Source organism: uncultured Sphingomonas sp. (assembly GCF_934560975.1).
GTDB lineage: Bacteria > Pseudomonadota > Alphaproteobacteria > Sphingomonadales > Sphingomonadaceae > Sphingomonas_I.
In genome coordinates this window covers 105,029-125,014 of sequence record NZ_CAKTFO010000007.1, presented here as the reverse complement: position 1 = coordinate 125,014, position 19,986 = coordinate 105,029, and the positions used below count along the sequence as shown (strand labels likewise).

Sequence of the window (19,986 nt, the reverse complement as noted above, 5' to 3'; positions counted from 1 at the left end):
AACCTCCACGACCTTGCGATCGCCAGCACCTGAAGCTGGTGCGTCTACCAATTCCGCCATCTGGGCACGGGGTAGGCGGCGGCCTTTAGGGGGGTGAGTCGGGACTTGTCAACGATCTTTTCGAAGCCTTGCATGGCGAAGGCCTGGCGGGCATGGGACGAAAATAGCACGGCACAGCATGGACTAGGCCCGATGAACGAGTTGGTGACGGTATTCGGCGGTGGCGGCTTTCTCGGCCGCTACCTGGTGCAGGAACTCCTGCGGGGCGGCGCCCGGGTGCGGGTAGCGGAGCGTGATCCGTTCGACGCGACCCATCTGAAGCCGCTGGGCGGCCTCGGCCAGGCGCAGGCGGTGGTGGCGGACATCACCAAGCCGGAAACGGTTGCGCGGGCCGTGCATGGGACGGACGTGGTGATCAACCTGGTCGGCATCATGAAGGGCCGCTTCCAGGCGGTGCATGTCCACGGCGCGCGCACCGTGGCCGAGGCGGCGACGCGGGCTGGCGCCAGGCGGCTGATCCACCTTTCGGCGATCGGCGCGGACCCCAATGCCGCCTCGGCTTATGCTCGCTCGAAGGGTGAGGGCGAGCAGGCGGTCCACGCCGCCTTCCTGGATGCCGCCATCGTGCGCCCGTCCATTCTGTTCGGTCCGGAAGACCAGTTCGTGAACCGCTTCGCCGGGATGATGGCGCGCGCGCCGATCATGCCCGTTATCCGCCCCGACGTGCGGTTCCAGCCGGCGTGGGTGGTCGACGTGGCTCGCGCCGTCTGCAAGCTGGCCCTCTCATCCGAGACCATGCCGCGGATGCTGGAGCTGGGTGGGCCGCAGGCGTTGAGCATGATGGAACTGCATCGCTGGATCGGCGGCGCGATCGGCCGTACTCCCAGGCTGTTCGCGCTGCCCGATGGGGTCGCGTCCATGCTGGCGGGCTTTGGCGGGCTGCCGGGCGCGCCGATCAGCCGGGACCAGTTGCGGATGCTGGACCAGGACAATGTCGTGTCGCCGGGTGCGCAGGGCTTTGCGGCGCTGGGGATCGAGCCTGCGCCGCTGGCCGCGGTCGCCCAGACCTGGCTGGTCCGCTACCGCCGCGAAGGCCGCTTCAGCCTCAACGCGGCCTGAGCCCCCGGCATGGATGTCGTCACGCCCGTCCTCCTCGGCATCGTCGAGGGGCTGACCGAGTTTCTGCCCGTATCTTCCACCGGACACCTGATCCTGGCGAGCGCGCTGCTCGGCTATGATGCCGAGACGTGGGCGGTGTTCAACGTCGTGATCCAGCTTGGCGCCATTCTGGCGGTGGTGGTGCTGTATTGGCGCACTTTCTGGGCAGTTCTGTCGGGCCTGGGGCGGCGTGAGGCGGGCGCGTGGCGCTTCACTCGCAATGTCGCGTTGGGGTTCCTGCCTTCGGCATTGATCGGCCTGGCCTTTCACCACCAGGTGGAGGCCCTGTTGGGCCGGCCCGATGTGGTGGCGGTGGCGCTGATCGTCGGTGGGGCCGCCATCCTCGTCATCGAGCGGCTGGCGCGGCGCGGCGACGTGGCAGGCGTGGCGAGCATCCCGTTGCCGACCGTGTTCGGCATTGGCCTGATCCAATGCCTGGCGATGATCCCAGGGGTCAGCCGCTCCGGCGCGACCATCCTGGGGGCGTTGGCCTTGGGGGTGGAGCGGCGCACCGCGGCGGAGTTCAGCTTCTTTCTGGCAATCCCGACCATGCTGGGCGCGACCACGCTGGAACTGGTCAAGAATCATGAGGCGCTGACCGCCGCCGGCGGGGTCGGCTGGGGCACGATCGCAATCGGCTTCGCGGTCTCGTTCATCGTGGCGATCGGCGTGATCCGGGGGTTCGTTGCCTTTGTCGGCCGGCACGGCTTCGCGCCCTTCGCTTGGTATCGGATCGTCGCTGGCGCGCTGGCTTTGCTGTGGTTGGCTAAGTAGAAGGTCCGATCTGAGACTATCTCCGTGGTATTTTAGGTGCGGTTCGATCAAGCCGGCTTGAAAGGCGATCCAATTAGGCCAGCTACGCTGTCCTAACCCAGTTTTAGCGCGTGACAGCCCTCGTTGGATCCGTCATTTCGGCGGGGAGGGATGATGCACATGGCTGGAATGTTGAGTTTCCCGCAGGTCGGGCAGGATTATCCGGAGAAGCGCGCGGCAGGCGAACGCGCGGGCGACTTTGCCGAAATTTCGCTCGGCTTCCAAACCTTCAAGGCGGAGGAGCAATCGTCGCGCTGTTCGCAATGCGGCGTGCCCTATTGTGCAAACCATTGCCCCCTGCACAACCATATCCCCGACTGGCTGCGGCTGACGGCGGAAGGGCGGCTGCGCGAAGCTTATGAGCTGAGCAATGCCACATCGACCATGCCGGAAATTTGCGGCCGCATCTGCCCGCAGGATCGCCTGTGCGAAGGCAATTGCGTGATCGAATTTTCCGGTCATGGCGCGGTGACGATCGGCTCGGTCGAGAAATACATCACCGACACGGCGTGGGAGCAGGGCTGGGTCGAGCCGCTGGTGCCCGGTCCCACCAAGCGGCAATCCATCGGGGTGATCGGCGCGGGGCCGGCCGGCCTGACCGTCGCAGACCTGATGCGCAGCCGCGGCTATGAGGTGCACGTCTACGACCGGCATGACCGGATGGGCGGGCTGCTGACCTACGGCATTCCCGGCTTCAAGCTGGAAAAGCATGTGGTCATGCGCCGCGTCGACCGCTTGCGCGATGGCGGCGTGATCTTCCACGAAGGGTTTGAGGTCGGGCGCGACGCCACGCTGGACGAATTGCGCCAGCGCCACGACGCGATCGTCATCGCCACCGGCGTCTACAAGCCGCGCGCGATCAAGGCGCCGGGAATCGGCGCCGATGGCGTGGTGGAATCGCTCGATTACCTGACCGCATCCAACCGCCAGAGCTTCGGCGACAAGGTGGAGGCGTTCGACAGCGGCAGCCTCGATGCGCGCGGCAAGCATGTCGTGGTGGTCGGCGGCGGCGATACGGCCATGGATTGCGTCCGCACCGCCGTCCGCCAGGGCGCGGCCTCCGTCCGCTGCCTGTATCGCCGCGATCGCGCGAACATGCCGGGCAGCCAGCGGGAGGTGAAGAATGCGGAGGAGGAGGGCGTCGAGTTCGTCTGGCTCTCCGCCCCCGAAGCCTTTCACGGCGAGGAGCGGGTCACGGGCGTGCAGGTGGCGCGGATGCGGCTGGGTGAGCCCGACGCCTCGGGTCGCCGCGCGCCGGAGCCTGACCCGGGTTCCGACTTCCAGCTGCAGGCCGATCTGGTGATCAAGGCGCTGGGCTTCGATCCGGAGGAGTTGCCGCGCCTGTTCGATGCGCCGGAATTGTCCGTCACCCGCTGGGGCACGGTGCGGGTGGACCACAAGACGATGATGACCAGCCTGGACGGCGTGTTCGCCGCCGGCGACATCGTGCGCGGCGCCAGCCTGGTGGTGTGGGCGGTCCGCGACGGCCGCGACGTCAGCGAGCGGATGCACGCCTGGCTGAAGGCGAAGAGCAAGATGGAGAAGGTGGCGGCATGAACAGGCTCAAGATCATCGTCCTGACCGCCCTGGCACTGCCGACCGCCGCGCTCGCGCAGGCGCCCGCCGCAGCACCGGAACCGGCCCGCCTTGCCGCGGCGAAGCGGCTCGTCGACGTCGCGATGCCGCCCGCACAGCGCGACACGATGATGCGCTCGGTTATCCAGGCGACGCTCGGCAACGTCCAGCAGGCCCTGCAGCAGAACCCTGATTTCGCGAAAGCCTCCGCCGGCGATCCGCGCGTCAGGCAGATTCTGTCGACCTTCATGGACACGCAGGCCAGAACGGCGGCGGATCAGGTGGTCGCCTCCATGCCGCAGCTGATGGCGGCGATGGCCAACGCTTATGCCCGCCGCTTCACGGTGACGCAGCTCAACGAGGTGACTGCGTTCTACCAGACGCCGACCGGACAGGCCTTCATCACGCAGATGGCGACGCTGATGGCCGATCCCGACGTGCAGACGGCGCAGCGCGAGATGATGACCGCCAGCCTGTCCAACATGAAGACCGCGGCCGCCGGTCTGGCACGGCAACTTGCCGCCCTGAACACGCCCGCCAAGTAAGAGACGCCCGATGACCCATTTTCCCACTCCGGAGCATGAGCGCCTCGCCCGCGAGGGCATGTACCGGCCAGATTATGAAGGCGATGCATGCGGCGTCGGCCTGGTCGCGGCGATCGACGGCAAGCCGTCGCGCCGGGTCGTCACGGCCGCGATCGACGCGCTGAAGGCCGTCTGGCATCGCGGCGCGGTCGACGCCGATGGCAAGACCGGCGACGGCGCCGGCATCCATGTCGATATTCCGACGGCTTTCTTCGACGATGCGATCGAGGCAGCGGGCCATGCGCCGCGCCCCAACCGGCTGGCGGTGGGCATGATCTTCCTGCCGCGCACGGATCTGGGCGCGCAGGAAGCCTGCCGGATGATCGTCGAAAGCGAGATCATCGACTTCGGCTACACCATCTACGGCTGGCGGCAGGTGCCGGTGGACGTGTCTGTCATCGGCGACAAGGCGATGCTGACCCGGCCGGAGATCGAGCAGATCATGATCGCCGGCCCGATGCCGGACGAGGAAACCTCGGCCGAGTTCGAGAAGAAGCTGTATCTCGTCCGCCGCCGGATCGAGAAGAAGCTGGTCGAGGCGCAGATCCAGGGCTGCTACATCTGTTCGCTCAGCTGCAGTTCGGTGATCTACAAGGGGCTGTTCCTGGCCGAGGAATTGTCGGTCTTCTACCCCGACCTGAAGGACGAACGCTTCGTCAGCCGCGTCGCGATCTTCCACCAGCGTTATTCGACCAACACCTTTCCGCAATGGTGGCTGGCCCAGCCGTTCCGCTGCCTCGCCCACAATGGCGAGATCAACACGATCCGCGGCAACAAGAACTGGATGAAGAGCCACGAGATCAAGATGGCCTCCCTGGCATTCGGTCTGTCGTCCGAGGAAATCAAGCCGCTGATTCCGGCGGGTGCCTCCGACACGGCCGCGCTGGATGCCGTGTTCGAGACGATCTGCCGCGCCGGCCGCGACGCGCCGACCGCCAAGCTGATGCTGGTGCCGGAAGCGTGGCAGGATTCGGGTCTGCCGCAGCCGGTCGACGACATGTACAATTACTTCGCCAGCGTGATGGAGCCGTGGGACGGCCCGGCCGCGCTGGCCATGACGGACGGCCGCTGGGTGGTAGCGGGCGTGGACCGCAACGCGCTCCGCCCGCTCCGCACGCTGCGCACCGCCGACAATCTGCTGATCGTGGGATCGGAAGCCGGCATGGTGGTGGTGCCGGAAAGCTCCGCCGTGGCGAAGGGGCGGATGGGACCCGGCCAGATGATCGCCGTCGATCTAGAGGAAGGCCGCTTCTACGAGGATCATGAGATCAAGGCCCGCATCGCCGGAGAGGCGCCCTATGGCGACTGGGTGCAGGGCTTCCGCGCCATGGCCGACCTGGCCGTGCCGGACGGCGACCATCTGCCGCAATGGAACCGTGCCGACCTGATCCGTCGCCAGATCGCGGCGGGGCAGACGATGGAGGACATGGAGCTGATCCTGTCGCCCCAGGTCGAAACCGCCAAGGAAGCGGTGGGATCGATGGGCGACGACACGCCGCTGGCCGTTATTTCCGACAAGCCGCGCCTGGTCAGCCATTTCTTCCGCCAGAATTTCAGCCAGGTCACCAATCCGCCGATCGATAGCCTGCGCGAAACCCGCGTGATGAGCCTGAAGACGCGGTTCGGGAACCTCGCCAACATCCTCGACACCGAGGCACAGCAATCGGGCGTGCTGGTGCTGGATTCGCCGGTGCTGACCAGCGCCGACTGGGCGACGCTGAAGGCCCATTTCGGCTCGTCTCACGCCACGATCGACTGCACCTATCCCGCTGGCGACAATCCCGAAGCCTTGCGCCAGGCGATCGCCCGCATCCGTCGCGAGGCGGAGCAGGCGGTGCGCGAGGGCAAGAGCGAGCTGTTCCTGACCGACGAAAATGTGTCGGAGGATCAGGTCTCGATGGCGATGGTGCTGGCGGCGGCGGCGGTGCACACGCACCTCGTCCGCAAGGGGCTGCGCTCCTATGCGTCGGTCAACGTCCGCTCGGCCGAATGCCTCGACACGCATTATTATGCGGTGCTGATTGGCGTCGGCGCAACCACGGTGAACGCCTATCTGGCGGAAGCGGTCATCGCCGACCGCCACACGCGCGGCCTGTTCGGTGACAAGAGCCTGGAGGCGTGCTTCAAGAGCTGGCGCAAGGCGATCGACGACGGCCTGCTCAAGATCATGTCGAAGATGGGGATCGCGGTGATCTCCTCCTATCGCGGCGGCTATAATTTCGAGGCGGTCGGCCTCAGTCGGGCGATCTGCAACGACCTGTTCCCGGGTATGCCGACCAAGATTTCGGGCGAGGGCTATGCCTCGCTCCATCTCTCGGCGAGGCTGCGGCACGATGCGGCGTTCGGCGGTGGCAAGGCGGTGCTGCCGATCGGCGGCTTCTATCGCCAGCGCGCGGGCGGCGAGAGCCATGCTTACTCGGCGCAGTTGATGCATCTGCTCCAGTCGGCCGTGTCGCGCGACAGCTACAGCCAGTATCTGCAATTCTCGCGTGGGGTGCGCGACTTGCCGCCGGTCTATCTGCGCGATCTGCTGGAGTTCAACTGGGCGAAGGAGCCGATCGCGATCGACCAGGTCGAGGCGATCACGGAAATCCGCAAGCGGTTCGTTACGCCCGGCATGAGCCTGGGCGCGCTGTCTCCCGAAGCGCATGAGACGCTGGCCATCGCCATGAACCGGATCGGGGCGAAGGCGGTGTCGGGCGAGGGCGGCGAGGACAAGAGCCGCTACACCCCGTACGAAAATGGCGACAACGCCAATTCGGTCATCAAGCAGGTAGCGTCCGGCCGCTTCGGCGTCACCGCCGAATATCTGGGGTCCGCCGAGGAGCTGGAGATCAAGGTCGCGCAGGGCGCCAAGCCCGGCGAGGGCGGCCAGCTGCCCGGGTTCAAGGTAACGGAGATGATCGCGCGGCTGCGTCACTCGACGCCCGGCGTGACGCTGATCTCGCCGCCGCCGCATCACGACATCTATTCGATCGAGGATCTGGCGCAGCTTATCTACGACCTGAAGCAGATCAATCCGCGCGCGCGGGTGTGCGTGAAGCTGGTCTCTTCGGCCGGCATCGGCACCGTCGCGGCGGGCGTGGCCAAGGCCCATGCCGACGCTATCCTGGTCGCCGGCAATGTCGGCGGCACCGGCGCCAGCCCGCAGACCAGCGTCAAGTTCGCCGGCACGCCGTGGGAGATGGGCCTGTCGGAGGTCAACCAGGTGCTGACCCTGAACGGCCTGCGCCACCGGGTGAAGCTGCGCACCGACGGCGGGCTCAAGACCGGGCGCGACATCGTGGTCGCCGCGATCCTGGGCGCGGAGGAGTTCGGGATCGGCACGCTCAGCCTGGTGGCGATGGGCTGCATCATGGTGCGCCAGTGCCACAGCAACACCTGCCCGGTGGGCGTCTGCACCCAGGACGAGCAACTGCGCGCCAAGTTCGTCGGCACGCCGGAAAAGGTCATCAACCTGATGACCTTCATCGCGGAGGAAGTGCGCGAGATCCTGTCGCGGCTCGGCTACAGGAGCCTGGACGAGGTGATCGGCCGCACCGAATTGCTGCGTCAGGTCAGCCGTGGCGCGGAGCATCTCGACGATCTCGACCTCAACCCTATCCTCGCCAAGGTGGATGCGCCCGATCATCATCGCCGCTTCGGGCTGAACACCTTCCGCAACGACGTGCCCGACAGCCTCGATGCGCAGATGATCAAGGATGCGGCCCCCGTCTTCGCCCGGCGCGAGAAGATGCAGCTGACCTATACGGTGCGCAACACGCATCGCGCCGTCGGCACGCGCCTGTCGGCCGAGATCACCAGCCTGTTCGGGATGAGCACGCTGGCGGACAATCACGTCCATGTGCGCCTGCGCGGGTCGGCCGGCCAGTCGCTGGGCGCGTTCGCGGTCAAGGGGCTGACGCTGGAGGTGTTCGGCGAGGCCAACGATTATGTCGGCAAGGGCCTGTCGGGCGGCACCATCATCGTCCGGCCGATGGTGTCCAGCGCGCTGGATACCAAGGCGAACACCATCATCGGCAACACCGTGCTCTATGGCGCGACCTCCGGCACCCTGCTGGCGGCCGGGCAGGCCGGGGAACGATTCGCCGTGCGCAATTCGGGCGCGACGGTGGTGGTGGAAGGCTGCGGCGCCAATGGCTGCGAATATATGACCGGCGGCACGGCGGTGATCCTGGGCCCGGTAGGCGAGAATTTCGGCGCGGGCATGACCGGCGGCATGGCGTTCGTGCTGGACGAGCAGGATCGCTTCGCCACCTCCGCCAATCCGGAGAGCATCGTCTGGCGGCGGATCGGTTCGGACCATTGGGAAGCGCGCCTCAAGGCCCTGATCGCGGACCATGCGGTGAAGACCGACAGCCGTTGGTCCAACGCCATCCTCGACGACTGGGCCCGCTGGCGTGACCGCTTCTGGCAAATCGTGCCCAAGGAAATGCTGGAGCGCCTGCCGCATCCGCTGGAAGATGCGCCCGCGGCCGAGATGGTGGCGGCGGAGTAGGACGGCCGGACGGGGCCGGGCCTTTCGCACCGTAATGTGTGTGCCCGGTCCTGTTCGACAGGCATTTCGTCCGCGCCGCTTTGCGCTATAGCGGCCCGCGATGGCCTGGCAGCTCTACCAATTTCCTTTGTGTCCGTTTTCCCGCAAGGTCCGCCTGCTCCTGGGTGAGAAGGCGGAGGGCTGCGAGCTGGTGCGCGAAAGCCCGTGGGAGCAGCGCGACGAGTTCGTGGACATGAACCCGACCGGGCAGACGCCGGTATTGGTCGACCGGCCCCACAACCTGCTGCTGATCGATTCCAACGCGATCTGCGAATATCTGGAAGAAACCATCGACCGCACCACGCTGCTGCCCGGTACCGCCGCGAACCGGGCGGAGGTGCGGCGGCTGGTCGCGTGGTTCGACCAGAAATTTCACGACGAGGTCGGCCGACCTTTGATGTTCGAGCGGATGGAAAAGCGGCTGGTCCATCGCCAGTCACCCGACGGCAAGGCCCTGCGCGACGCGATGCGACTCGCCAACAGCCATCTGGATTACGTCGATTGGTTGCTGGATCATCGCCGCTGGATCGGTGGTCCCTTGTTCAGCCTGGCCGATCTGGCGGCTGCTGCCCATATCTCCGTGGCGGACTATCTCGGCGGGATCGACTGGCGCGGGCACGAGCGGACGCGTCATTGGTATTCCGGCATGAAGAGCAGGCCGAGCTTCCGCCCGCTGTTGAGCGAGCGGATGGAGGTGATCAGCCCGCCAGACCATTACGACAAACTCGATTTCTAACCTATGTTGCGCTGCACAATGCGGTCTTGCAATTAGCGTAACTGCGCTATATTGTGCAGTGCAACAAGACAAGAGCGGAGCAGCAGGTGGCGAACGAGGATCTCCGAGTGGCCCAGGCGATCAAATCGCGCAGGCCCAAAGTGCCCGCGCCCGCCACGGCGCTGCAGGCGATCGCCGCACATCAGGTCGCGGCTCAAGAGGCTGCGTCCGGGCAGGCCACGTCCGCGCTCTCGTCCGACAATCTCGCACCAACGCGTGAAGCCGCTTCGTCGCCGGATGTTCAAAGCGACGTCATTGCCGCACCGGCGGAGACCGTGGCGGCCGCAACCGAGGACATGACGACCATGGCAACTGCTGCATCGACCACCGAAGCCACCGACAAGGCCCAGGCGCTGTTCGGCGACGCTTCCAACCGTTTCAAGACCGCGTTCGAGAAGTCCGGCAAGATGGGCGAGGACATGGTCGAATTCGCCAAGGGCAATGTGGAGGCGATGATCGCCTCGGCTCGCGTCGCCGCCACGGCCAGCCAGACGCTGAGCCAGGAAGCCGCCGACTATGGCAAGAAGAGCCTTGAAAGCGCCACCGTCGCGTTCAAGAGCTTCGCCACCGTGAAGTCGCCGACCGAGTTGTTCCAGCTGCAGAGCGAGTTCGCCAAGGCGCAGTTCGACAGCGCCGTGGCCGAGGCGTCGCGTCTGAGCGAGACGATGATGAAGCTCGCCGGCGACATCGCCCAGCCGCTGTCCAACCGTTACGCGCTGGCTGCCGAGAAGATCAAGGCGAACACCGGCACCCTGTAAGGTTCGGGCGTCGCGGGCGCTGCTCCCGCGGACCGCATGTGTCGACGGCCGCTCCTTCCCAGGAGCGGCCGTCGTTGTTTTACGGCCGTTACCCGGTTTCCTGGCACGCTGGGCCTTGTCGCCGGGGTGGTGGATGCCATATCCTGTGACCAGACCCATGATCGAACATCTGCAACCCCAAGCCATGGCCACCGACAAGGATGGCGATGAGGATGGCACCGGCCTCGGTGTCGCCACCCGTACGCGCACCCGCACCAAGCAGCCTTCGCTGTACAAGGTGCTGATGCTGAACGACGATTACACGCCGATGGAGTTCGTGGTGCTATGTCTCCAGCGTTTCTTCCGGATGGGGTTGGAGGACGCCACCCGCGTGATGCTGCACGTGCATCAGCGCGGGGTGGGGGTGTGCGGCATCTTCACCTACGAAGTGGCCGAGACCAAGGTCAGCCAGGTAACGGATTTCGCGCAGCAGAATCAGCATCCGCTGCAATGCACGCTGGAAAAGGCCTGAGCGACTGAGCGCCCACGCTCAGTCCGCCAGCGGCAACCACACGGGATCCAGCACCGGCCGCCGCTCGCTATAATTGGCCAGGTGAGCCAGCCGCTCCATGTCCAGAATGCGCAACGTGGTGCCAGAGCGCGCGATCAGGCCCTGGTCGGCCAGCGCCCGCATCGTGCGGTTGACGTGCACGGCCGTCAGCCCGCTCAGGTCGCCTATCTCCTCCTGCGTGACGGGCAGGACGAAGCCGCCGTCGATGGCGATATTAGCGAACTGCATCCGGTTGGCGATCCACATCAGCAAGGCGGCGACCCGCCCTTTGGCCGAACTGCGGCCGAGCGAGATCAGCCGTTCGGCCAGCACCACGCGATCGATCTGCTGGATCGCGAACAGGAACGCGCAGAGGCGGGGATGGTCGATGAACATCCGGCCCAGCGCGACTCGATCGATCAGGCAGACCTGCGCGTCCGTCAGGGCGGAGATGGTATCCGGCGCCCGGTCATAGGCCAGCCCGTCCAGCCCCACCAGGTCGCCCCGGAAATGCAGGCGCATGATCTGGCGCCGGCCGTCTTCCAGCAGGGCCGAGGAGAAAAGCCAGCCATCGGTGACGACCATGATGTCGCCGAGCGGGCCATGTTCCGCGCGAACCACGGTGCCACGCCGGAATTGGCGATGGCTGATGGTCAATTCATTGAGAGCCTCACGTTCGGGCCCACGCAAATCTACATAACGGCCGAGATGATCGGCCAAACAGCCTTGATCCATGTTGCGGCGAAAATCCCCCTACTTACGGGTGATTAGCGCGGTGTATCTTCGAGCGACACTAACACGCATCAACCTGGCCCATCATCCCCATGCAAAATGTCGCACCTGTCGGGGCGGGGGAGGGGCGGGCCAAGCCGCTTTGCGCTTGGCCGCGGGAACCACTAGAGCGAGGGCATGGATCGCATCATCATTCGCGGCGGCCAGCGGCTGGAAGGCCGCGTGCCGATCTCTGGCGCCAAGAACGCCGCCCTTACCCTGCTGCCCTGCGCGCTGCTGACCGATCAGCCGCTGACGCTGACCAACCTGCCGCGGCTGGCGGACGTCGAGGGGTTCGGCCACCTGATGAACGAGCTGGGCGTATCGACCAGCATCGCGGGTGCGCGCAACGGGTCCAACGTGCGCGCGATGACGCTGACGGCCGACACGATCGCCTCCACCACCGCACCGTATGAAATCGTGCGGCGGATGCGTGCCTCCATCCTGGTGCTGGGCCCGTTGCTGGCGCGCGAGGGCGAGGCGACGGTGTCGCTGCCTGGCGGCTGTGCGATCGGCAATCGCCCGATCGACCTCCACCTTCGCGCGCTGGAAGCCCTGGGGGCGGAAATCGAACTGGCGGCCGGCTATGTCCGCGCCCGCGCGCCCAGGGGTGGCCTGGTCGGCGGGCATATCGTGTTCCCGATCGTGTCGGTCGGCGCGACCGAGAACGCCCTGATGGCGGCCGCGCTCGCCCGCGGCGAAACCGTGATCGAAAATGCGGCGCGCGAGCCGGAAATCGCCGACCTTTGCCGCTGCCTGGTCGCGATGGGCGCGGAGATCGAGGGGATCGGCACGGAGCGGCTGGTGGTGCGGGGCCGGCAGAGCTTGCATGGCGCGGAGCATCGCGTTATGCCCGACCGGATCGAGGCGGGCAGCTATGCCTGCGCAGCCGGCATCACCGGCGGCAATCTGCTGCTGGAAGGCGCCTCGGCGGAGGACATGCAGGCGATCCTCGCCAGCCTGACCGAGGCCGGGCTGAGCGTGACGGAGGAGACCGACGGTATCCGCGTCGCCGCCGACGGTCCGCTTCGCCCGCTCACGCTCTCCACCGCGCCGTTTCCGGCCTTCCCGACCGACATGCAGGCGCAGTTCATGGCGATGCTGACCCTGGCGCAGGGCACCAGCGTGCTGACCGAAACCATTTTTGAAAACCGCTACATGCATGTGCCGGAACTGGCGCGCATGGGGGCTGACATCCAGGTCCATGGCCGCACCGCGATCGTCAAGGGCGTTGGCGGCCTGAACGGCGCGCCGGTGATGGCAACGGACCTTCGTGCCTCCATGAGCCTCGTCCTCGCCGGCCTGGCGGCCGAGGGCGAGACGCAGGTGCTGCGCGTCTACCACCTCGATCGTGGGTATGAGCGGCTGGAGGAGAAACTCTCCCTGGTCGGCGCGCAGATCGAGCGGGCCGGCGGGGGCTGATACCGCCGCCGCGCCGCCCGGCGTGGATCAGGACCGGTCGATCGATCCGCTGAACGTGTCGCATTGCGCGGGGTCGCCGCTGTCGATCCCGCGCTTCAGCCACGCCATTCGTTCGGCCGAAGTGCCGTGGGTGAAGCTGTCGGGGACAGGTGCGCGCCCGGCCGAGCGTTGCAGCGTGTCGTCGCCGATGGCGTTGGCTGCGCGCAGCCCTTCCTCGATGTCGCCGGGCTCCAACCGGTCACGATTGTTGGCCGCCCACACGCCGGCATAGCAATCGGCCTGCAATTCCATCCGCACCTGCAGGGCGTTCGCACCGGCTTCGTCCGCGCGCTGCTGCCCGGCGCGGACCTTGTCCGCCACGCCGGTCAGATATTGAATGTGGTGGCCGACCTCGTGCGCGATCACATAGGCCTGGGCGAAGTCGCCCGCAGCCTTGAACCGGTCCTGCAACTCGCGAAAGAAGCTGGTGTCGAGATAGATGCGCTGGTCCGTGGGGCAGTAGAACGGGCCCATCGCGGATTGCGCCGCGCCGCAGCCGGACATGCCCTGGCCGCCGTAGAAGATCAGCCCGGCGGGCGTGTAGCGCTGGCCGCTGCTCTGGAACAGGCGCGCCCACGTATCCTCGGTCGATGCGAGCACGCGGCACGAGAAGGTGGAGGATGCGTCGACGTTGCAGGCGGTGTGCGCGCCTTCGCGGTTGATCTGGGTCTGCTGCTGCGGGCTCACCACGCCGCTGCCCCCGCCGCCGAACGGATTGATGCCGAGCAGGAACATGCCGACGCCCAGCACCAGGATGCCGACGATGCCGAATCGGCTGGCCACCAGCGAGAAGATCAGGCCGAGCCCGCCCCCGCCGAAACCGCCGCCTCCGCCTCCACCGAAGCTTTGCCCCCGCTGATCCCCGACATTGTCGCTTTCCCGGTAATCGTCGAGGCGCATCGCCACAGTCTCCCTGCTATTACGCCAACAATGCCCGCAGCCGCGAAACGGTTGCAGGCTGATCGTCGCCGCCGCATGGAAGACGCGGCAATCAGCGAGGAGGACCGCCATGTTCCTGAAGGGCAAGACCGCTTTGGTGACGGGGTCTACGTCCGGCATCGGGCTCGCCTGCGCCCGTGCGCTCGCGGCGGAGGGCGCGGCCGTCATGATCAACGGCTTCGGCAATGCCGCCGCGATCGAGACGGAGCGCGCGGCGCTGGCGGAGGTCAGCGGAGCGGGCGCGCTCTACTCGGCGGCGGACGTGAGCCGCCCGGACGAGATTGCCGCGATGGTCGACGCCTGCGCCCGCGAACTGGGGCCGGTGGACATCCTGGTCAACAATGCCGGCATCCAGCACGTATCGCCGGTGGAGGATTTCCCGCCCGCCAAGTGGGACCAGATCATCGCCATCAACCTTTCGTCCGCCTTTCACACCATCCACGCCGCTTTGCCGGGGATGAAGGCGAAGGGGTGGGGGCGGATCGTCAACACGGCATCGGCGCACAGCCTGGTCGCGTCGCCGTTCAAGTCGGCCTATGTCGCCGCCAAGCACGGCATTGCCGGCCTGACCAAGACGGTGGCGCTGGAGACGGCGCCGTTCGGCGTGACGGTGAACTGCATCAGCCCCGGCTATGTCTGGACTCCGCTGGTGGAAGCGCAGATCCCGGACACGATGGCGGCGCGCGGGCTGACGCGGGAGCAGGTGATCAACGACGTGCTTCTGGCAAGCCAGCCGACCAAGCGGTTCGTCACGGTGGAGCAGGTCGCGGCCCTGCTGCTTCACCTTTGCCGCGACGACGGCGCCTCCATCACCGGCGCCAACCTGTCGATGGATGGTGGCTGGACGGCGATGTAGCCTAGCCGAGCAGCCCGGCCAGCTTGGTTTCCAGCTGCGACATCACATAGGGCTTCATCAGGCGGGGCGTGTCCTCGAACCCCGGAAAGCAGGTTTCAAAACCACTGGTGATCAGGAACGGGTAGCCGGCCGCATGCAGCGCCCGCGCGACCGGCTCGCTCGATTGCCCTTCCAGGTCGATGTCCAGCATGGCGACGGTGAAGCCGCCGCGCTCCACCGCCTGCAATGCTTCCTCCACGGTGGCGGCCACTTCCGTCACGGTGCCGCCGATCATTTCCACCATTTCGGCGGCGACCAACCCGACAAAGGGCTGGTCTTCCACGATCAGCACGATCATGTCCTGCTGCAGCTTAGCGTCCTGCACCCTGCTTCGCTCTCTGACCGTCATGAACTGCCTTCACAATTGCGCAGCCATCCCCATCATGATCCCGGCCGCGGCACATCCGCAATCCGCTCCGCTCCGGACCGGCCGGTCAGAACGGACGATCGAGCGTGATGTGTCCCTGCTTCTGCAGCGATTCTACCGCGCGCTTCACCTCCTGGCTCGAACCGCGCGGCAGGATCAGCACGGCATCGCCGGTGGCGATCACGATCAGGTCCTTGACGCCCACCGCGGCGACGAGCGGCCCTTCGCTGCGGATCAGGCAGCCATTGGTGTCGATCGCCAGCACCTCGCCGCAATGGGCGTTGCCGTCGCCATCCTGTTCGGAAATGGCGTGCAGCGCGTCCCAGCTGCCGACGTCGGACCAGCCCATTTCGACCGGCACCACCGCCACCCGCTCGGCCTTTTCCATCACCGCATAGTCGACTGCCTGCGAGGGCGAGGCGGCGAAGTCATGCGCATCCGGATAGATGCGGCGCCCCTGATGTTCCGCCGCCGCCATGGCCTTGGTCACCGCCGCCAGGATGTCCGGCGCATGGGTTTGCAGGGCATCAAGGAAGGCGCCCGCCGAAAACAGGAAGATGCCGCCGTTCCAGCTGTAATTACCCTCCGCCAGATAGGCCTGGGCGGTGGCGCGGTCGGGCTTTTCCACGAACTGGTCGACCTGGGCCACGCCGGGCGCGAGTTCCGCCCCGCGTTTGATATAGCCATAGCCGGTTTCCGGCGCGTCGGGCGTGATGCCGAACGTGACCAGCCAGCCGCTCTCCACCAGCGGCAGGGCTGCCGCGATGGCGGTCTGGAATGCGGACACGTCCTTGATGACATGGTCGCTCGGCATCACCAGCAGCACTTCGTCGCGTTCCGCGCTCAGCGCGGCGGCGGCGATGGCAGGCGCGGTGTTGCGGCCCGCCGGCTCCAGGATGATGCGGGCATCCTCGACACCCGATCCGGCCAGCTGCGATTCGATCACGTCGGCATGGGCGGCGTTGGCGACGATCAGCGGCGCGCCGAACCGCTCGCCGCGCGGAGCGCGCTGCGCCGTCAGTTGCAGCATGGTGTCGGATGCCGTCAGGTTGAGCAACTGTTTGGGCCGGCCCGTCCGCGACAGCGGCCACAGCCGCGTCCCCGATCCCCCGGACAAGATAACCGGCGTGATGGCAGTGCCCATGCAATCTCCTGAACATGAAGGCAGGGCCAGGGGCAACGCCCCAGACCCGGCTGGGGCATATCACCCCTCGATCGCATAACGCGCGACCGCATCGTTCTATCCACGAAACGGCCGAGGAATTTAGAGGCTAGATCGGGCTACGTCCGATGGGCGCGACGCCCGGTGGAAAGCGCGCCCGCCGCGCGGCTCGGATCAGGCGCGCGCCGGCGCGAACCCCATCGCCGCGCCGTTCATGCAATAGCGCAATCCGGTGGGCTTGGGCCCGTCATCGAACACATGGCCGAGATGCCCGCCGCAGCGTGCACAATGCACCTCCGTCCGGCTCATGCCGAAGGTCATGTCCCGCCGCGTTCCCACCGCGTCCTTCAGCGGCGCCCAGAAACTCGGCCAGCCGGTGCCGCTCTCGAACTTCGTCCGCGACGCGAACAGCGGCCGCCGGCAACCGCCGCAGGTGAACAGGCCGGCGCGATGCTCGCGCAGCAGCGGGCTGGAAAAGGGTGCCTCCGTGCCTTCTTGCCGCAGCACGCGATAGGCCGGCGGGGACAGCCGCTTGCGCCACTCCGCATCGCTCAGCGTCACCGGAAAACTCGCCGCCTCACCCTGCCGGAACGGCCACAGCCCGATCGCCAGCGCAAGCCCGCTTGCACCCAGAATGCCACGCCGGTTCACCATCATCTCGCCCTCGACCACTCCGCCGCACGGCTCGCCGTGCCCGTCCTTGCCAAGGTGTGGATGCACCCGCCGCGATGCAACGGGGGAGATGCACGCAGTAGGCGGATGGATTTGGCGGCCGCCCGGGTCTATGCGCGTCTGCATGAGCGACGCCGCGATCAGCCTCGATACATTGTGCAAGGTCTACAAGGGTGGAAAGCAGGCGCTGACCGACGTCACGCTTGATATTCCGCGCGGGCAGATATTCGGGCTGCTCGGCCCCAACGGCGCCGGCAAGTCTACCACCATCAACATCCTGGCGGGCCTGGTCACCAAGACGAGCGGCAAGGCGTCAATCTGGGGGTTCGACATCGACGAACATCCCCGCAACGCCAAGCGATCGATCGGCATCGTCCCGCAGGAGATCGTGTTCGATCCCTTCTTCTCCCCGTACGAGGTGCTGGAACTCTATGCCGGCCTGTACGGCGTGCCCAAGGCGCAGCGCCGTTCGATGGAGCTGCTGCGCGCCGTCTATCTGGAGGACAAGGCCCACGCTTATGCCCGCTCGCTGTCGGGCGGCATGAAGCGACGGCTGCTGGTTGCCAAGGCGCTGGTCCACAATCCGCCCGTGCTGGTGCTGGACGAACCGACAGCGGGCGTGGACGTGGAGCTGCGCCAGCAATTGTGGGAATATGTGCGCGAACTGAATGCCGGCGGCACCACGGTGGTGCTGACCACCCACTATCTGGAGGAAGCGGAGCAGCTTTGCGACCGGATCGCGATCATCAACCATGGTCGCGTCGTCGCCAATCAGCCGACCCGCGAATTGCTGGCGATGGCGCAGGAGAAGGCGGTGTCGGTCACCGTCGACCGCGACGTTGCCGACCTCCCCCAGGCGCGCTGTTTCGAGAAGATCGCGCTCAAGGGCCCGCGCGAACTGGTCGTCACCTATTCCAAGGACAAGGTGAATGCGGGCGAGGTGCTGGCCGCGCTGCAATCCGCCGGGCTCGGCATCGTCGACGTGTCCACGCAAGAGGCGGACCTGGAGGACGTGTTCCTCAACCTGACGCGGGCTCCGGCGGCGGCGTGATCGGTTGATCCTGCTTGCTCTTCTGTCCGGCATCGGCATCTTCGGCGATCCCCAGCTGGATGCCGCGCTACGGGCGGCGCCGGCACCCGTCCGTAGCTTCATCGAGCGGCGCTCGCTCTGCGATCATTGGGCGGGCGAGGAGCCCTATGACGCGGCGCGTGGCCGCCAGATCTCGCGCGGCCTGCGCACCGGGCGCTGCGACCGGATCGACCGCGACGGCGCCCGGCTGCGGCGGCTTCATGCGGATGATGCCGCGGTGGTCAGGCTGCTCGATGCCAAGCCGGCTGAGTGAACGGCCGCGTGGCTGATCGGCATCATGACGTCCTGATCATCGGTTCGGGTGCGGCGGGGCTCACGGCCGCGCTCAACCTGGCGGACCGGTTCAAGGTGGCCGTGCTCGCCAAGGGCGGACTGTCCGAGGGCTCCACCGCCTGGGCGCAGGGCGGGATCGCGGCGGTGCTGGAGGAGGGGGATACCTTCGCCAGCCATGTCGAGGATACGATGGTCGCGGGCGCGGGCCTGAACGATCGCCGCACGGTCGAGATGGTGGTGGAACATGCCCCCGCCGCGATCGAGCGGCTGGCCGAACTCGGTGTTCCCTTCAACCCGACGGAGGGCGAGGGCCATGACCGCTGGCACCTGACCCGCGAAGGCGGGCACAGCCATCGCCGCATCGTCCATGTCGACGACGCTACCGGCCGCGCGGTGCAGATCGCGTTGGAAACGGCGGCGCACGCCCATCCCAATATCAGCCTGATCACCGACATGGTGGCGATCGATCTGATCACCGGCCGGCATCTGGACCGCTATTCGGGCGACGGGCGGGTGCGCGGCGTCTATGCCTTGCATCGCGACACCGGCGATGTCGCCGTCTTCTCCGCCCGCGCCACCATTCTGGCGACCGGCGGGGCGGGGCGTGTCTACCAATTCTCCACCGCCCCGCGCGGCGCGTCCGGCGACGGCATCGCCATGGCGTGGCGGGCCGGCGCGCGGGTGGCGAACATGGAATTCAACCAGTTCCATCCGACCTGCCTCTACAATCTGGAGGTAAAGAACTTCCTGATTACGGAGGCGATGCGCGGCGAGGGCGGGCTGCTGAAGCTGCCCACCAACGGCCACCGCTTCATGCCCGACTTCGATCCCCGGGCGGAACTGGCCCCGCGCGACATCGTCGCGCGCGCGATCGATCATGAGATCAAGCGCCTCGGCCTGGATTACGTCCACCTCGACATCAGCCACCGGCCGGCCGGCTTCATCGAGCATCATTTCCCGACGATCCTGACCAAGCTGCTGGGCCTAGGCATCGACATCCGCCGGGAACCGATCCCGGTCGTGCCGGCGATGCATTATACGTGCGGCGGGGTCGTGATCGACCGCGACGGGCGCACCGACCTGCCCGGCCTCTATGCGGCGGGGGAGGTGACCCAGTCCGGGCTGCACGGGGCCAACCGGCTTGCCAGCAACAGCCTGCTGGAATGTTTCGTGTTCGGGGATGCGGCGGCCAAGCACATCCACGATCATTGGAACGAACTGCCCGAACCCGGTGCGATCCGCCCCTGGGACGAAAGCCGCGTCACCGATTCGGACGAGGATGTCGTCGTCCAGCACAATTGGCGCGAGATCCGGCGCTTCATGTGGGACTATGTCGGCATCGTCCGCACCACCAAGCGGCTGGAACGCGCGCTCCACCGCGTCACCCTGCTCGCGCAGGAGGTGGAGGATTATTACGGCAATTACCGCATCACGCCCGACCTGATCGAATTGCGCAACCTGGTGGACGTCGCGGGGCTGATCGTCCGCTCGGCGCTGGCCCGCAGGGAGAGTCGCGGACTGCATTATACGTTGGACTATCCCGACACGTCCCCCGACGCGCGGGATACGATCCTCGTTCCCTGAGGGCTTGAAGCACCTTCCGTGCTCCTGCGAACGCGGGAGCCCG

Annotated in this window: 18 protein-coding genes; 13 read left to right on the top strand and 5 right to left on the bottom strand. The window is 66.8% G+C overall.

The window, feature by feature from the left end; translation table 11 throughout:
• The first annotated feature begins 192 nt into the window (after window positions 1-192).
• The 8 genes from Q0D93_RS07450 to clpS all read left to right on the top strand — a co-directional run bounded on the left by Q0D93_RS07450 (window position 193) and on the right by clpS (window position 10,711).
• On the top strand, window positions 193-1,119 hold the full coding sequence (locus tag Q0D93_RS07450; protein WP_294392501.1) for a complex I NDUFA9 subunit family protein: 927 nt from the start codon (window positions 193-195) through the stop codon (window positions 1,117-1,119).
• Window positions 1,120-1,128: 9 nt separating this feature from the next.
• Window positions 1,129-1,932 carry an undecaprenyl-diphosphate phosphatase gene (locus tag Q0D93_RS07445; RefSeq protein WP_294392499.1) on the top strand — a complete coding sequence of 268 codons (804 nt, stop codon included), beginning with the start codon at window positions 1,129-1,131 and terminating at the stop codon, window positions 1,930-1,932.
• A gap of 168 nt (window positions 1,933-2,100) precedes the next feature.
• On the top strand, window positions 2,101-3,528 hold the full coding sequence (locus Q0D93_RS07440; RefSeq protein ID WP_294392522.1) for an NAD(P)-dependent oxidoreductase: 1,428 nt from the start codon (window positions 2,101-2,103) through the stop codon (window positions 3,526-3,528).
• A complete protein-coding gene (locus Q0D93_RS07435; protein WP_294392497.1) occupies window positions 3,525-4,091 on the top strand; it encodes a DUF2059 domain-containing protein in 567 nt (188 codons plus the stop codon). The genes Q0D93_RS07440 and Q0D93_RS07435 overlap by 4 nt, the downstream gene beginning before the upstream one ends.
• A 10-nt stretch (window positions 4,092-4,101) precedes the next feature.
• A complete protein-coding gene (gltB, locus tag Q0D93_RS07430; RefSeq protein ID WP_294392495.1) occupies window positions 4,102-8,628 on the top strand; it encodes a glutamate synthase large subunit in 4,527 nt (1,508 codons plus the stop codon).
• A 100-nt stretch (window positions 8,629-8,728) separates the two neighbouring features.
• A complete protein-coding gene (locus Q0D93_RS07425; RefSeq protein ID WP_294392494.1) occupies window positions 8,729-9,403 on the top strand; it encodes a glutathione S-transferase family protein in 675 nt (224 codons plus the stop codon).
• Between the two features lie 107 nt (window positions 9,404-9,510).
• Window positions 9,511-10,200 carry a phasin family protein gene (locus tag Q0D93_RS07420; protein WP_294392492.1) on the top strand — a complete coding sequence of 230 codons (690 nt, stop codon included), beginning with the start codon at window positions 9,511-9,513 and terminating at the stop codon, window positions 10,198-10,200.
• Window positions 10,201-10,357: 157 nt separating this feature from the next.
• On the top strand, window positions 10,358-10,711 hold the full coding sequence (gene clpS / locus Q0D93_RS07415) for an ATP-dependent Clp protease adapter ClpS (RefSeq protein WP_294392491.1): 354 nt from the start codon (window positions 10,358-10,360) through the stop codon (window positions 10,709-10,711).
• Window positions 10,712-10,729: 18 nt separating this feature from the next.
• Here the strand turns inward: clpS and Q0D93_RS07410 are convergent, their stop codons facing one another.
• The gene (locus Q0D93_RS07410; RefSeq protein WP_294392489.1) at window positions 10,730-11,386 is read right to left on the bottom strand and encodes a Crp/Fnr family transcriptional regulator; all 657 of its coding nucleotides are present in this window, start codon (window positions 11,384-11,386) and stop codon (window positions 10,730-10,732) included.
• Between the two features lie 252 nt (window positions 11,387-11,638).
• Here Q0D93_RS07410 and murA point away from each other — a divergent pair, with 252 nt between their 5' ends.
• Window positions 11,639-12,922: a UDP-N-acetylglucosamine 1-carboxyvinyltransferase gene (gene murA, locus Q0D93_RS07405; protein ID WP_294392487.1), complete on the top strand. Its 1,284-nt coding sequence runs from the start codon at window positions 11,639-11,641 to the stop codon at window positions 12,920-12,922.
• Between the two features lie 27 nt (window positions 12,923-12,949).
• Here murA and Q0D93_RS07400 read toward each other — a convergent pair whose 3' ends face one another.
• The gene (locus Q0D93_RS07400; protein WP_294392519.1) at window positions 12,950-13,861 is read right to left on the bottom strand and encodes a neutral zinc metallopeptidase; all 912 of its coding nucleotides are present in this window, start codon (window positions 13,859-13,861) and stop codon (window positions 12,950-12,952) included.
• 109 nt (window positions 13,862-13,970) lie between these two features.
• Here Q0D93_RS07400 and Q0D93_RS07395 point away from each other — a divergent pair, with 109 nt between their 5' ends.
• Window positions 13,971-14,756: a 3-hydroxybutyrate dehydrogenase gene (locus Q0D93_RS07395; RefSeq protein WP_294392485.1), complete on the top strand. Its 786-nt coding sequence runs from the start codon at window positions 13,971-13,973 to the stop codon at window positions 14,754-14,756.
• Between the two features lies 1 nt (window position 14,757).
• Here Q0D93_RS07395 and Q0D93_RS07390 read toward each other — a convergent pair whose 3' ends face one another.
• The 3 genes from Q0D93_RS07390 to msrB all read right to left on the bottom strand — a co-directional run bounded on the left by Q0D93_RS07390 (window position 14,758) and on the right by msrB (window position 16,975).
• Window positions 14,758-15,120, bottom strand: a complete 363-nt coding sequence (locus Q0D93_RS07390; RefSeq protein ID WP_294392483.1) for a hypothetical protein — start codon at window positions 15,118-15,120, stop codon at window positions 14,758-14,760.
• 109 nt (window positions 15,121-15,229) lie between these two features.
• Window positions 15,230-16,306, bottom strand: a complete 1,077-nt coding sequence (locus tag Q0D93_RS07385; RefSeq protein ID WP_294392481.1) for a mannose-1-phosphate guanylyltransferase/mannose-6-phosphate isomerase — start codon at window positions 16,304-16,306, stop codon at window positions 15,230-15,232.
• A gap of 192 nt (window positions 16,307-16,498) precedes the next feature.
• Window positions 16,499-16,975: a peptide-methionine (R)-S-oxide reductase MsrB gene (gene msrB, locus Q0D93_RS07380; RefSeq protein WP_294392518.1), complete on the bottom strand. Its 477-nt coding sequence runs from the start codon at window positions 16,973-16,975 to the stop codon at window positions 16,499-16,501.
• Between the two features lie 145 nt (window positions 16,976-17,120).
• On the opposite strand from msrB, the gene Q0D93_RS07375 reads away from it, so the two are divergent.
• From Q0D93_RS07375 to nadB, 3 genes are read left to right on the top strand one after another with little or no spacing between them, the layout of a single operon-like run.
• A complete protein-coding gene (locus Q0D93_RS07375; RefSeq protein WP_294392480.1) occupies window positions 17,121-18,047 on the top strand; it encodes an ABC transporter ATP-binding protein in 927 nt (308 codons plus the stop codon).
• Window positions 18,048-18,051: 4 nt separating this feature from the next.
• The gene (locus Q0D93_RS07370) at window positions 18,052-18,339 is read left to right on the top strand and encodes a hypothetical protein (RefSeq protein WP_294392478.1); all 288 of its coding nucleotides are present in this window, start codon (window positions 18,052-18,054) and stop codon (window positions 18,337-18,339) included.
• Between the two features lie 8 nt (window positions 18,340-18,347).
• Entirely contained in the window at window positions 18,348-19,943 is a 1,596-nt protein-coding gene (gene nadB, locus Q0D93_RS07365; protein ID WP_294392476.1) for an L-aspartate oxidase, read from the top strand.
• Window positions 19,944-19,986: the final 43 nt, after the last annotated feature.